Here is a 13030-nt window from a genome sequence, read left to right as displayed (position 1 = left end):
CTTTTTCTTTTGTAAAGTGGTATGGATCGTGTAAAGTCCGGAAATCCTACCCCTCAGGATCGCTTTACACAGGCTTTACAAAGGCTTGAAGGACAACTTTACAATTGCCCGATATACTGATAAGCGTTCCCGGAAATGAAGAAAATAATGCATGATTGGAGATCGAACAACATGAAAAAGAGAACGCTTGCGCTGATGCTTTCCACCGCTCTGTGTGTCGGCATGCTGGCTGGCTGCGGCAGCAGCAATGACACCACCAACACTCCCGCTGCCGACGGCAGCAGCCCCGCCGCTGACGGCAACACCCCCGCCACCGAGCTGTCCGGCACCGTGGTCACCAACGGCTCCACCTCCATGGAGAGCGTGATGGGCGCCCTGACCGAGGCCTTTAAGGAAGTGCAGCCCAATGTGCAGGTTCAGTACACCGGTTCCGGTTCCGGCGCCGGCATCACCTCCGCTCAGGACGGCACCGCCGACATCGGCCTGGCCTCCCGCGACCTGAAGGATGACGAGACCGGCGTGACCCAGATCACCGTGGCCAAGGACGGCATCGCCATCATCGTCAACCCCGAGAACCCCGTGGCTGACCTGAGCGTGGAGCAGATCGCCCAGCTGGCTACCGGCGAGATCACCAACTGGTCCGAGGTGGGCGGCAACGACGCCGAGGTCGTGTTCATCGGCCGTGAGGCCGGTTCCGGCACCCGCGACGGCTTCGAGACCATCACCGGTACCACCGACGCCTGCAAGTATCAGAACGAGCTGACCTCCACCGGCGAGGTGATCGCCAATGTGGCTTCCAACCCCAACGCCATCGGCTACGCCTCCCTGTCCGCCGTGGATGACACCGTGAAGGCCATCACCGTGGGCGGTGTGGCTCCCTCCGAGGAGACCGTTCTGGACGGCAGCTACGCCATTCAGCGTAACTTCAACTTCATCCTCAACGAGAGCACTCCTCTCTCCGACGCCGCTCAGGCCTTCGTTGATTGGGCTACTTCCGCCGATGCCGCCGACCTGATCGCCGGTGCCGGTGCGGTGCCTGTGGCCGAGTAAGCAGCAACTTCTTCCGAACCGCCCCCTCGGCCCTCCGAGGGGGCATTCGGCATGTCATTTACTTTTTAAGAAAGGCCGGTCATCTGTCATGAAACAAAAGCTCCGGCCGCTGGAGGCCTTTATGAACCTGGTGTTCTTTATATGCGGTCTCATCGCGGTCGTCTTCGTCCTGTTTATTACCGTCTACCTGATCATCTCCGGTCTGCCTGCCATCAAGGAGATCGGGCTGGTGGACTTTCTGTTCGGCACCAAGTGGGCCTCCACCGCGTCGGAGCCCTCCTTCGGGATCCTGCCCTTTATTCTGACTTCCATCTACGGCACCGCCGGCGCCATCGTGCTGGGCGTGCCGGTGGGCTTTATGACGGCGGTATTCCTGGCCAAGGTGGCCCCCGAAAAGCTGGCCACCGCAGTGCGTACCGCCGTGGACCTGCTGGCCGGCATCCCCTCTGTGGTGTACGGCCTCATCGGCATGATGGTGCTGGTCCCCGCCGTGCGGGAGCTGTTCGGTCTGCCCGACGGCGCCAGCCTGTTCTGCGCCATCATCGTGCTGGCCATCATGATCCTGCCCTCCATCATCTCCGTGTCCGAGACCGCCCTGAAGGCGGTGCCCAAGGAGTATGAGGAGGCCTCCCTGGCCCTGGGCGCCACCCACATCGAGACCGTGTTCCGGGTGTCCGTCCCGGCGGCCTCCAGCGGCATCGCCGCCTCCATCGTGCTGGGTATCGGCCGGGCCATCGGCGAGGCCATGGCGGTCATCATGGTGGCGGGCAACGTGGCCAACATGCCCACCCTGTTCTCCTCCGTCCGGTTCCTCACCACCGCCGTGGCCAGCGAGATGTCCTACGCCTCCGGCCTCCAGCGCCAGGCCCTGTTCTCCATCGCCCTGGTCCTGTTCCTCTTCATCATGCTCATCAACGTCGTGCTCAATTCGCTTCTCAAACGGAAAAAGGGGTGATATACTGTGATAGAAATGAAGCCGCTTTCCGGGCGGCGGAAGGCCTATGACCGGGTTCTCCGCTTCCTGCTCTATTTCTGCGCGGTATTGACCTGCGCCCTGCTGGTGTTCATCATCGGCTATATCTTCATCAAGGGCCTGCCCCATATCACCTGGCAGCTGCTGTCCACCGAGACCAGCTATATCAAGGATACCATCGGCATCCTGCCCAACATCCTCAACACGGTATACATCGTGGTGGTCACCCTGATCTTCATCCTGCCCCTGGGCGTGGGCGCCGCCGTCTACCTCACCGAATACGCCCGCAACCGCCGGCTGGTGGCCGTCATCGAGTTCGCCACCGAGACCCTCACCGGCATCCCCTCCATCATCTTTGGTCTGGTGGGCATGCTGTTCTTCTGCCAGTTCATGGGGCTGAAGGCCTCCCTGCTGGCCGGTGCCCTGACGCTGGTCATCATGACCCTGCCCACCATCGTGCGCACCACCCAGGAGGCTCTGAAGACCGTGCCCCAGTCCTACCGGGAGGCAGCCCTGGGCCTGGGCGCCGGCAAGTGGCGGATGATCCGCACAGTGGTCCTGCCCTCCTCGGTGGACGGCATCGTCACCGGCTGCATCCTGTCCATCGGCCGCATCGTGGGCGAATCCGCCGCCCTGCTGTTCACCGCCGGCATGGGCATGAGCCTCAACAACTTCTTCTCCTCCTTCAGCAACTTCATCCACAGCTCCGGCGCCACCCTTACCGTGGCCCTGTACGTCTACGCCAAGGAGCGGGCGGAATTCGACGTGGCCTTTGCCATCGCCGCCATCCTGATGCTGCTCACCCTGGTCATCAACCTGACCGCCAAGCTGGTGGGCAAGAAATTAAAGAAAAAGTAAGGAGATCCCACAATTATGGATGAAAATACGATCCTGTCTGTGAAGGGGCTGGACCTGTGGTACGGCCCCACCCAGGCGCTGAAAAACGTGAGTGTGGATATCCCCGAAAAGCAGGTCACCGCCCTCATCGGCCCTTCCGGCTGCGGCAAGTCCACCTTTCTGAAGACCCTGGACCGGATGAACGATCTGGTCCCCGGCATCAAGATCACCGGCTCCGTCCAGTACCGGGGCCTGGAGATCTACGACTCCAAAGTGGACGTGACCTGGCTGCGCAAGCAGATCGGCATGGTATTCCAGAAGCCCAATCCCTTCCCCATGTCCATCTATGACAACGTGGCCTACGGCCCCCGCACCCACGGCATCAAGAACAAGAGCCGTCTGGACGATATCGTGGAAAAGTCCCTCCAGGGCGCGGCCATCTGGGACGAGGTAAAGGACCGGCTGAAGAAATCCGCCCTGGGTCTGTCCGGCGGCCAGCAGCAGCGTCTGTGCATCGCCCGGGCCCTGGCCGTGGAGCCCGATATCCTGCTGATGGACGAGGCCACCTCCGCTCTGGACCCCATCTCCACCTCCAAGATCGAGGACCTGATCTCCGATCTGAAGGACCAGTACACCATCGTCATCGTCACCCACAACATGCAGCAGGCCACCCGTGTGTCCGACAAGTGCGCCTTCTTCCTGCTGGGCCAGCTCATCGAGTTCGGGGACACCACCCAGCTCTTCTCCATGCCCAAGGACAAGCGCACTGAGGACTACATCACCGGCCGCTTCGGATAATTCTTTTTCTTGAAAGAAAAAGAATCAAAAAGAACTTCCATGACCCGATTTTCCGGGTCCCATGTCATAAAGGAGTAGGTAATGAGAAAGACCTTTGACGCCGAGCTCCAGGAGCTCAATTATGAAATGATCGACATGGCCGCCGCCGCGGAGGACGCCATCGACGTGGTCACCGAATCCCTGGCCTCCGCCGACGACACCGCCGCCAAGAACGCCATGGAAATGACCAAGCACATGGACGAGATGGAGCGGGACATTGAGAACCGCTGCCTGCGGCTGCTCCTGCAGCAGCAGCCGGTGGCCCGTGACCTGCGCACCATCTCCGCCGCCCTGAAGATGGTCACCGACCTGCAGCGCATCGGGGACCAGTGCTCCAACATCGCGGAGATCTCCCTGCTGCTCACCGGCCAGAAGCAGACCTCCGCCCTGGCCCACATCCGCACCATGAGCCAGAAGGCGGGCGTGATGGTGAAGCGTGCCATTTTCTCCTACGTCAACCGGGACACCGACGCCGCCAAGGCGGTCATCGAGCTGGATGACGAGATTGACGAGCTGTTCCGCACCATCAAGGCCGAGCTGGTGGAGCTCATCGTGGAAAACCGGGAGGAGGCCGACCAGGCCATCGACCTGATCATCATCGCCAAGTATCTGGAGCGCATTGCCGACCACGCGGTGAACATTGCCCAGTGGGCCATTTTCTGTGTGACCGGAGAGATTCTGGGGTAAGGAAGTGATACCATGTCCAAGTCCATCGCGGTAGTGGAGGACGACGAGAGCATCCGGGAGATGCTCCGCTATTATTTTCAATCGGTGGGTTACTCCGTCCGGGCCTACGAGTCGGGGGAGGCGCTGTTCGAGGACAGCGATCAGCCCCTGCCTCTGCTGTACATCCTGGACATCATGCTGCCCGGCATGGACGGGCTGGAGATCCTCCGCCGGCTCCGGGAGGGCCGGGAGACCTCCGAGATCCCCGTCATCATGCTCACCGCCCGCTCCGCCGAGATGGACCGGGTCTCCGGACTGGAGAACGGCGCGGATGACTATGTGGTCAAGCCCTTCGGCATCATGGAGCTCCAGGCCCGGGTGAAGGCGGTCCTCCGCCGCACCCAGCACCGCAGCGACCGGGTGCTGACCTGCGGCGATCTGGAGATCGACCCCGCCGCCCGGGAGGTGCGCAAGGGCGGCAAGCTGGTGGAGCTCACCTATAAGGAGTTTGAGCTGCTCAAGCTGCTGTGCACCCGCCGGGGGGTGGCCCTCACCCGGGACGAGATCCTCCAGTCTGTGTGGGATTACGACTACACCGGGGAGACCCGCACCGTGGACATGCACGTCAAGGCCCTGCGCCAGAAGCTGGGTGAGGATGTGATCACCACCGTCCGCGGCGTGGGCTATAAAATGTCCTAGAGTGGGAGGAACCTGCATGAAAAAACGTATTATCGGCGCCACGCTGATTACCGTCGTGTGCGCCCTGCTCATATCCAACGTGGTGGGAGCGCTGATGTTCCGGAACCGGGAGATGGACGCCGCCCGGGGCACCCTGCAGGAGCTGCTGATCCTGATGGATGCTCAGAGCGCCGACACCGATCCCCAGGGCCTGGCGGCCCAGTTCAGCCAGGCGGCGCCCGACAAGCGGCTCACCATCATCGACACCGACGGCACCGTGCTGGCCGACACCGAGGCCGATCCGGAGGGGCTGGAGGACCACAACAACCGGCCTGAGGTGGAATCCGCCTCCGCCACCGGCTGGGGCGAGGCGGTGCGCCACTCGGACACCATCGGCACCTCCATGCTCTACGTGGCCAAGAAATTTGCCGACGGCATGATCGGACGGGCCTCCATGCCCCTGTCCTCCATCGACAGTCTGATGATCAGCAGCCTGTGGGGCTTCATCATCGCCTCCATAGCGGCGGTGCTGGTGGCCCTGATTCTGGCCCGGCGCACCGCCAACCGGGTGGTGGCTCCTCTCAGTGCCGTCAGCCAGGCCCTCCAGGGGGTGCTGGACGGCACGGGCAAGCCCGGCCTGGAGGAATACCAGTCTGACGACGAGCTGCGGCCCATCCTGCGGTACATCGACAAGCTGGTGGAGCGGCTGGGCGGCTACATCCAGTCCATCACCGACGAGCGGGACAAGGTGTCCCTCATTCTGGACTGCATGGCGGAGGGCCTGATCCTGCTGGACGAAAAGGGCAAGGTGCTGGCCATCAACCGGGCGGCCCGGGATATCTTCGGCTTCCCCGAGGGGGAGGAGGACGACGGCGCCCTGCTGCTCACCCGCAGCCGCCGCCTGCGTGAGGCCATCCGGGAGTGCCAGGAAAAGCACAGCTCCGTCATGCTGGACGTGGACGCCCTCACCGAGAACGCCCGCTCCCTGCGGATGTTCGTCTCCCCCGTGGCCGGCCATCAGTACGAGGGCCAGGCGGTGGGCACCTCCATCCTCATCTCCGACGTCACCGAGCTGAAAAAGGCGGAGGGCATCCGCAGCGAGTTCACCGCCAACGTATCCCACGAGCTCAAGACCCCGCTGACCAGCATCAAGGGCTTTACCGATATGCTGTCCGGCGGCATGGTGGCCTCACCCGAGGACCAGAAGCGGTTCATCACCATGATCGGTGTGGAGGTGGACCGGCTCATCGACCTGATCAACGACATTCTCAAGCTGTCCGAGCTGGAGTCGGCGGCCATCGACCAGTGCACCGAGCGCTCCGACGTGCTGGCGGTGGCCAAGGACACCGCCGCCTTCCTCACTCCCTCCGCCCAGGACGCGGGGGTGACCCTGTCGGTGTCCGGGCTGTCCGCCGAGGTGGCGGTGCCCCAGAGCCGGTTGAAGGAGCTGCTCCTCAACCTGATGAGCAACGGCATCAAGTACACCGAAAAGGGCGGCAAGGTGGATACTACCATCCGGCTGAAGGACAATCAGGTGGTCATCGCCGTCCAGGACAACGGCATCGGCATCCCGCCCGAGGCCCAGAGCCGGGTCTTTGAGCGGTTCTACCGGGTGGACAAGGGCCGGGCCCGCAAAAACGGCGGCACCGGCCTGGGACTGGCCATCGTCAAGCACATCGTCCAGCTCTACGGCGGCACCGTGTCGCTGGAGAGCGAGGTGGGCAAGGGCTCCACCTTCACCGTGACCCTGCCCCTGGCACAGTAAAGACAGAGAAGGACAGCTGATCATCCATCGGCTGTCCTTTCTGTTTTCCAGAAGCACGGGCCTCCGGCGGCACCACTTTCTTTCCAAAGAAAGCGGCGGGAAAGAAAGGGTTGGGGCGGGGGATTTCAATTTCCCCCGCCCCAACACCCCACCCCTTGAAACGACCAATCAGGGGGGCCTGCGAGCCCCCCTATTGGATGTACCCCCCAGGGAGGTGCAGCTGCTGTCAATATAATCCATACAAAAAAGCCGTTCTTTCGTTGCTTCTGCAACATACTTCTTCCTCCGGGTATCGTATACTCTGCCCAGAAAGTCAGAAAAACACCCCCATTCAGGAGGAAACAAGTATGGAAAACAAGATGTTCTGTTATCAGTGCCAGGAGACTGCCGGCTGCGCCGGCTGCACCCAGGCCGGCGTCTGCGGCAAGAAGCCGGACGTGGCGGCCATGCAGGATCTGCTGGTTTACGTGACCCGTGGCCTGTCCGCAGTGACTACTCAGCTGCGGGCCGAGGGCAAGGAAGTATCCCACGAGGTCAACCACCTCATTACCCTGAACCTGTTCGTCACCATCACCAACGCCAACTTTGACAAGGACGCCATCGTGGCCCGCATCCGCACCACCCTGGACGTTAAGCAGGCCCCGCTGGCCCAGGTGGACGGGCGGGACAAGCTGCCCCAGGCCGCTCTGTGGGACGGCTCCGACAACTGGGAGGAGAAGGCCGCCCAGGTGGGCGTGCTGTCCACCAAGGACGAGGACATCCGCTCTCTGCGGGAGCTGATCACCTACGGTCTGAAGGGCCTGTCCGCCTACTCCAAGCACGCCAACGCCCTGCTGAAGGACGACCCGGAGGTGGACGCTTTCCTGCAGAAGGCTCTGGCCGCCACGCTGGACGACAGTCTGACCGTGAACGACCTGGTCGCCCTGACCATGGAGGTGGGCAAGCACGGCGTCAGCGGCATGGCCCTGCTGGACCAGGCCAACACCGGCGCCTACGGCAACCCCGAAGTCACCCGCGTCAACATCGGCGTGGGCAAGAATCCCGGCATCCTGGTGTCCGGCCACGACCTGCGGGACCTGGAGCAGCTGCTGGAGCAGACCCAGGGCACCGGCGTGGACGTGTACACCCACTCGGAGATGCTGCCCGCCCACTACTACCCCGCCTTCAAGAAGTATCCCAACTTCGTGGGCAACTACGGCAACGCCTGGTGGAAGCAGAAGGAGGAGTTTGAGCGCTTCAACGGCCCCATCCTCATGACCACCAACTGCATCGTGCCCCCCAAGGACAGCTACAAGGACCGGCTGTACACCACCGGTGCGGCGGGCTTCCCCGGCTGCAAGCACATTCCCGGCGAGATCGGCGAGACGAAGGATTTCTCCGCCCTCATCGAGCACGCCAAGAAGTGCGCTCCTCCCACCGAGATCGAGACCGGCGAGATCATCGGCGGCTTCGCCCACGCCCAGGTACTGGCTCTGGCGGACCAGGTGGTGGAGGCCGTGAAGAGCGGCGCCATCAAGAAGTTCGTGGTGATGGCCGGCTGTGACGGCCGGGCCAAGAGCCGGAACTACTACACCGAGTTTGCCAAGGCTCTGCCCAAGGACGCCGTGATCCTCACCGCCGGCTGCGCCAAGTACAAGTACAACAAGCTGGACCTGGGCGACATCGGCGGCATCCCCCGGGTGCTGGACGCCGGCCAGTGCAACGACTCCTACTCCCTGGCGGTCATCGCCCTGAAGCTGAAGGAGGTCTTTGGGCTGGACGACATCAATCAGCTGCCCATCGTGTACAACATCGCCTGGTATGAGCAGAAGGCGGTCATCGTGCTGCTGGCCCTGCTGTACCTGGGTGTCAAGAACATCCACCTGGGCCCCACTCTCCCCGCCTTCCTCAGCCCCAACGTGGCCAAGGTGCTGGTGGAGAACTTCGGCATCGCCGGCATCGGCACCGTGGAGGACGACCTGAAGCTGTTCTTCTCCTGAATACTAAAAACGGGCGCCGGGACAAATTGTCCCGGCGCCCGTTTGGCGTTTATGGTATTGTTTTTTAGAAGTCGGCGTTGCCCACCGTTCTCGGGTGAGGCAGGACGTCCCGGATGTTGGAGATACCGGTGAGGTACATCACCATCCGCTCGAAGCCCAGGCCGTAGCCGGCGTGCTTGCAGCCGCCGTAACGCCGCAGGTCGCAGTACCACCAGTAGTCCTTGGGGTTCATGCCCAGCTCCTTGATGCGGCCCTCCAGGATGTCCAGCCGCTCCTCACGCTGGGAGCCGCCGATGATCTCGCCGATGCCGGGCACCAGGCAGTCGGCGGCGGCCACGGTCTTGCCGTCGTCGTTGAGGCGCATATAGAAGGCCTTGATCTCCTTGGGGTAGTCGGTAACGAACACCGGCTTCTTGAAGATCTGCTCGGTGAGGTAGCGCTCGTGCTCGGTCTGGAGATCGCAGCCCCAGTCCACCTTGTAGTCGAACTTGTCGTTGTTCTTCTTCAGCAGCTCCACCGCCTCGGTGTAGCTCACCCGGCCGAAGTCGGAGGAGGCCACGTGCTCCAGCCGCTCCTTCAGGCCCTTGTCCACAAAGGAGTTGAAGAAGTTGATCTCGTCGGGGCACTTTTCCAGCACGGTGTTGATGATGTGCTTGATCATGGCCTCGGCCACGTCCATGTCGCCCTTCAGGTCACAGAAGGCCATCTCGGGCTCGATCATCCAGAACTCGGCGGCGTGGCGCTGGGTGTTGGAGTTCTCCGCCCGGAAGGTGGGGCCGAAGGTGTACACATCGCCGAAGGCCATGGCGAAGTTCTCGGCGTTCAGCTGGCCGGACACGGTCAGGCTGGCCCGCTTGCCGAAGAAGTCCTGGCTGTAGTCCACCTGGCCGTCCTCCGTCCTGGGCACGTTGTTCAGGTCCAGGGTGGTGACCTGGAACATCTCACCGGCGCCCTCGCAGTCGGAGGCGGTGATGATGGGGGTGTGGACGTACACGAAGCCCCGGTCCTGGAAGAAGCAGTGGATGGCGTGGGCCGCCACGGAGCGCACCCGGAAGGCGGCGGAGAACAGGTTGGTGCGGGGCCGCAGGTGCTGGATGGTGCGGAGATACTCCACGCTGTGGCGCTTCTTCTGCAGGGGATAGTCGGGGGTGGAGGTGCCCTCCACCACGACGGAAGCGGCCTTTACCTCCATGGGCTGCTTGGCCTCGGGCGTGAGCACCAGGGTGCCGGTGACGGTGAGGGCGGCCCCCACGTTCTGTCCGGCGATCTCCTTATAGTTGTCCAGGACATTGGCGTCCAGGACGATCTGCAGGTTCTTGAAGCAGGAGCCGTCGTTGAGCTCCACAAAGCCGAAGCCCTTCATATCCCGGATGGTGCGGGCCCAGCCGGAGACGGTGACGGTCTGGCCGCCCAGGCTCTCCTTATCGGCAAAAAGCTGTGCGATCTTGCTGCGTTCCATGGGCATTTCCCTCGATTCGTAAAATTTAGCCTCAGTGGGCATAAGTATATCATTTTTCCCTGATTTTGCAAGGGGTTTTGGGCAATTACCGGCGCAATAGGTCCCCAAAGATCCGTTTTTCCTGCTCCTGGGGTGACACCGACTTGTCCCGGCGGAGATAGAGCCCCACGCCCAGGACCGCCAGCAGAGCCGCCAGGGCGTATTCCAGGCCGTTCAGGGCTCCGGGGCTCATGGGCAGCAGGATGTTCCCCGCCAGGAACACCGACGCCGCCGCTCCCAGCACCGCCGTCACCCTGCCCCCGGGCATGGACACCGGGCGGCGCAGCTCCGGCCTGATCCGCCGCAGCCGGAGCACCGCGGCGTAAGTCATCACCCACATGACGATGGTGGTCAGGGAGGCCACATTGATGAAGGGCAGGAACAGCAGCTTGCCGGTGAAGGGGGTAATGACCACAAAGGCGGCGGTGAACCAGATGCACCGGGTGGGGGTGTTGTATTTGGGGTGGAGTTTTGTGAATTTTGGGGACACCAGGGCGAACTGGGCCAGGCCGTACAGCATCCGGGCGGAGGAGTACAGGGTGGAGTTCATCACTCCCACCGCGCCCACAAAGGCGGTGATCAGAAACAGGGGGCGCACCCAGCTCTGGCCGGTGAGGAACACCAGCACATCGGCAAAGGGGGCGGTGCGGCCCACCGCCTCCTTCCAGGGCATACAGCCCGCCACAGCGGTGGACACCAGGCACAGGATGCCGGTGACCAGGAACAGGCAGGTAATGAGGGCAGCTCCCGCCTTGCGGGCGGCTGGTCCGGTGGCGTCGGCGGCGGCCTTGGACACCGTCTCCCAACCGGCCACCGAGAACACCAGCAGGGACAGCAGGGCCGCCGAGCCGGAGAAATTGAAGTCCAGGCCCCCGTCGGAGGCGTAGATCGCCGGGTCGAAGTGGGTGAAGCAGATGGCAAGGCCGATGGCGCACATGACCAGCAGCACCACTGTGGCGAGCTTGGCCAGGGAGGCACACACGTTGGCCCCCCGGAGCTGTACCCACAAAATGGCCCCGGCCAGAGCCAGCTGAAGGACCACATTGGGCAGGGTGACGGCGAACTCCCCCACGTGGTAGAGCACCGCCGTGGTGCCCAGGGCGGGGAACAGCCCGTCCAGCAGGGACACCGCCGCCAGGTCCACCCAGCAGTACACGATGGTGTTCATCAGAATCCCCGCCCAGCCCACGGCAAAGCTGCCTTTCGGGCCGAAGGCGGCGTAGGAGTACACCACCTCGCCGCCGGGCAGGGGGAGCATGGGGATGGCCTCCATGTAGGCGAAGGCGAAGGGCAGCTCGATGACGATGCACAGGGCGAAGGCCACCGCCAGATTGAGCGGCCCCCCCGCCGTCTCCAGCCAGGTACCGGTGAGGAGCAGCCAACTGGTGCCCAGCATACACCCCACGCCCATGGCCACCAGGCCGAAATAGCTGATACTCTTGCCCATGCCCATCCCCCGTTCTGTTTGTTGGATACCTCTATATTATAATGCCCCCGGGACAAAGCCGCAAGCCTTGTCCCGGGGGCAGTTCCTTTAATAGTTAATAGTTGTAGAGGGGGATGAGGAAGGTCCAGGGGGCGGTGACGATGGCCATGGTGAGGGCCACGATGTGCCGCTGCCGCCCGTCCAGCAGGGTGCAGGTCCTCATGGCCCGTTTGTCGAAGAAGTAGATGCACACCCCCGCCACAGCCACCCCCGCCAGGGTGTACAGGAAGCCGGGCAGGGTGCGGAAGGGGTTGAGGGCTGCAGCGGAAAAGGTCTCCTCCACCCAGGTGCCGAAGGGGTCGGGCAGCAGGGAGAGGTACCAGAAGCCGAACAGGAACATCGCCCCGATGAAGTCGGCCAGGAAACCCAGCAGCCAGAACTTCCACCAGAGCTGTTTCAGCACCGCTTTTTTCTCTGTGTGCTTCAAGACCGCCAGGGTAATGAGCAGCACCGCGCAGTCGATGATCAGGTTCCCCGGCAGGGTGATGATCCACACCTGAGGGAAGAAATACAGGATCCAGATAGGCAGCAGGATATTATACAGCTTGACACTCTTTTTCACGGTACTCTCTCCTTTCCCCGACAGAGTTTCCACCCTGCCAGCCAGCCCAGGGAGATGGCCCCGCCGATCATTCCCCACAGGAGAGGGACCAGTTCCCGAAAAAGCCCGCCTGCCCGCCACTCTTGTATGCCCCCCACCAGGGGAACGGCCAGAAGGCCCAGGGGAAACAGGATGAGCCGCTGGAACTGCCGTTTGGTCAGGCGGCCGATCAGCAGGGTGAGGGCCAGTGTCCCGACCAGAGGCCCCCAAAACATCAGCGCAAGTATCTCCATACTCTAATCACACTCCTTCCTCCGGCAAAGCCTCCACCCCATCAGCCAGCCCAGGAAGATGGCTCCGCCCACGGCGGCTGAATACAACGCACCCAGCTCCCAGAACAGATTTTTTATCAGGTACTGTTCCCAGGCAACAATCAGAGGGATGGCCAGAAGGCCCAGAGGGAGCAGCCGGAAGGGGTGGTATCGCTGCCGGGTCAGCCGCCCCATCAACAGCGTGAGTGCCAGCGTACCCAGCAGAGCACCCAGAATCGGAGAGCCTCCTATCATCAGCAGATACAGCCTGTCCATTCAATCCTCCTATTACAATATATTTACGGTTTAAGGCACGGCAGCCAGCCGTGTCTTTTCCGTATCGTTGCCTAAGCTGTTAGAATGAGAGTGTCTTGGCCTGATGCAATCCTCCAAGGATCATCGCGTCCGT

The 13030-nt window shown here is 62.5% G+C and carries 13 protein-coding genes; 8 read left to right on the top strand and 5 right to left on the bottom strand.

Annotated elements, in window-relative coordinates; all coding sequences use genetic code 11:
• The first annotated feature begins 171 nt into the window (after window positions 1–171).
• The 8 genes from E0E41_RS13145 to hcp all read left to right on the top strand — a co-directional run bounded on the left by E0E41_RS13145 (window position 172) and on the right by hcp (window position 8785).
• On the top strand, window positions 172–1050 hold the full coding sequence (locus tag E0E41_RS13145) for a phosphate ABC transporter substrate-binding protein (RefSeq protein WP_130870267.1): 879 nt from the start codon (window positions 172–174) through the stop codon (window positions 1048–1050).
• A gap of 88 nt (window positions 1051–1138) precedes the next feature.
• A complete protein-coding gene (gene pstC, locus E0E41_RS13140; protein WP_130870266.1) occupies window positions 1139–2005 on the top strand; it encodes a phosphate ABC transporter permease subunit PstC in 867 nt (288 codons plus the stop codon).
• Between the two features lie 9 nt (window positions 2006–2014).
• Entirely contained in the window at window positions 2015–2881 is an 867-nt protein-coding gene (gene pstA / locus E0E41_RS13135; protein WP_130870854.1) for a phosphate ABC transporter permease PstA, read from the top strand.
• Window positions 2882–2896: 15 nt separating this feature from the next.
• Window positions 2897–3658 carry a phosphate ABC transporter ATP-binding protein PstB gene (pstB, locus tag E0E41_RS13130; RefSeq protein WP_130870265.1) on the top strand — a complete coding sequence of 254 codons (762 nt, stop codon included), beginning with the start codon at window positions 2897–2899 and terminating at the stop codon, window positions 3656–3658.
• Between the two features lie 81 nt (window positions 3659–3739).
• A complete protein-coding gene (gene phoU / locus E0E41_RS13125; RefSeq protein ID WP_130870264.1) occupies window positions 3740–4384 on the top strand; it encodes a phosphate signaling complex protein PhoU in 645 nt (214 codons plus the stop codon).
• 12 nt (window positions 4385–4396) lie between these two features.
• Window positions 4397–5062, top strand: coding sequence for a response regulator transcription factor (locus E0E41_RS13120; RefSeq protein ID WP_130870263.1), 666 nt, complete (start codon window positions 4397–4399; stop codon window positions 5060–5062).
• A 16-nt stretch (window positions 5063–5078) separates the two neighbouring features.
• Entirely contained in the window at window positions 5079–6806 is a 1728-nt protein-coding gene (locus E0E41_RS13115; RefSeq protein ID WP_130870262.1) for an ATP-binding protein, read from the top strand.
• A gap of 347 nt (window positions 6807–7153) precedes the next feature.
• Window positions 7154–8785 carry a hydroxylamine reductase gene (gene hcp / locus E0E41_RS13110; RefSeq protein WP_130870261.1) on the top strand — a complete coding sequence of 544 codons (1632 nt, stop codon included), beginning with the start codon at window positions 7154–7156 and terminating at the stop codon, window positions 8783–8785.
• Window positions 8786–8849: 64 nt separating this feature from the next.
• Here the strand turns inward: hcp and asnS are convergent, their stop codons facing one another.
• The 5 genes from asnS to E0E41_RS13085 all read right to left on the bottom strand — a co-directional run bounded on the left by asnS (window position 8850) and on the right by E0E41_RS13085 (window position 12897).
• On the bottom strand, window positions 8850–10244 hold the full coding sequence (asnS, locus tag E0E41_RS13105) for an asparagine--tRNA ligase (RefSeq protein WP_130870260.1): 1395 nt from the start codon (window positions 10242–10244) through the stop codon (window positions 8850–8852).
• A gap of 85 nt (window positions 10245–10329) precedes the next feature.
• Window positions 10330–11730 (bottom strand): APC family permease, encoded by a 1401-nt coding sequence (locus tag E0E41_RS13100; RefSeq protein ID WP_242623781.1) that lies wholly within the window; start codon window positions 11728–11730, stop codon window positions 10330–10332.
• 94 nt (window positions 11731–11824) lie between these two features.
• On the bottom strand, window positions 11825–12331 hold the full coding sequence (locus tag E0E41_RS13095) for a hypothetical protein (protein ID WP_130870258.1): 507 nt from the start codon (window positions 12329–12331) through the stop codon (window positions 11825–11827).
• The gene (locus tag E0E41_RS13090; protein ID WP_130870257.1) at window positions 12328–12603 is read right to left on the bottom strand and encodes a hypothetical protein; all 276 of its coding nucleotides are present in this window, start codon (window positions 12601–12603) and stop codon (window positions 12328–12330) included. The genes E0E41_RS13095 and E0E41_RS13090 overlap by 4 nt, the downstream gene beginning before the upstream one ends.
• A gap of 3 nt (window positions 12604–12606) precedes the next feature.
• A complete protein-coding gene (locus E0E41_RS13085) occupies window positions 12607–12897 on the bottom strand; it encodes a hypothetical protein (RefSeq protein ID WP_130870256.1) in 291 nt (96 codons plus the stop codon).
• Between the last annotated feature and the right edge of the window lie 133 nt (window positions 12898–13030).

This window comes from Intestinimonas massiliensis (ex Afouda et al. 2020), from assembly GCF_900626285.1.
Lineage (GTDB): Bacteria > Bacillota > Clostridia > Oscillospirales > Oscillospiraceae > Flavonifractor > Flavonifractor massiliensis_A.
This window is presented reverse-complemented; position numbering and strand designations above follow the sequence as displayed.